Origin of the sequence: Burkholderia cepacia (assembly GCF_001039005.1) — a bacterium.
GTDB classification, from domain to species: Bacteria; Pseudomonadota; Gammaproteobacteria; order Burkholderiales; family Burkholderiaceae; genus Burkholderia; species Burkholderia theae.
In genome coordinates, this window is the sequence record NZ_LDWR01000140.1 from 1 (window position 1) to 750 (window position 750).

The 750-nt window shown below is 64.1% G+C and carries 1 protein-coding gene; it reads right to left on the minus strand.

What is annotated here, in order from left to right; translation table 11 throughout:
* Positions 1 to 750: cytochrome c biogenesis protein (ccsA, locus tag VL15_RS38750; RefSeq protein WP_048252172.1), on the minus strand; the 750-nt coding region annotated here is incomplete at both ends.

Sequence of the window (750 nt, forward strand, 5' to 3'; positions counted from 1 at the left end):
GACAGCGCGAAGCTGCCGTAGCCGATGAAGTTCGCCGGCACGTGGATCTTCATCCACCAGCTCTGCAGTGCGGGCACGAGCGGCTGGATCTGCTGCGCATCGCGCGCGACCGAATACCACATCAGGAAGCCGACCGCGGCGCTGATGACCAGCAGCACGAACGCGCCGAGCGCACGCGTGCCGTAGTGGCCTTCGTAATACAGATAGAGCAGCGCGGTGATCAGGCTGAACAGGACGAACACCTCATACAGGTTCGATACGGGGATATGCCCGACGTCGGCACCGATCAGGTAGGACTCGTACCAGCGCACCATCAGCCCCGTGAAGCCCATCAGCACGGCGACCCACGTAAGCTTCTGGCCGATCGCGGCGCCCGTTTGCGAGCGCGCGAGCAAGCCGATCCAGTAGAAGATCGTCGCGAGCACGAACAGCGCGCTCATCCACAGGATCGCCGACTGGCTCGACAGGAAGTATTTGAGGAAGAACGCAGAATCGGCGCGCGCGAGATCGCCCTGGTAGATCTGGATCGACAGCAGCGACAGCACGGCGATCGACGCCATCATCAGCCGCGCGGGCTTCCAGCGCCAGCCGAGCGTGATGAGCGCCGGCACGGTGCCGATCATCACCGCCTTGTCGTAGTAATCCATGTGCGCGTTGTAGTGCGCGAGCGCATAGCCCGCGCCCACCACGAGCGCCAGTGCGAACAGCCAGTCGAACAGCGACAGGCGCGCGAGGAACGGACGGTCGTCG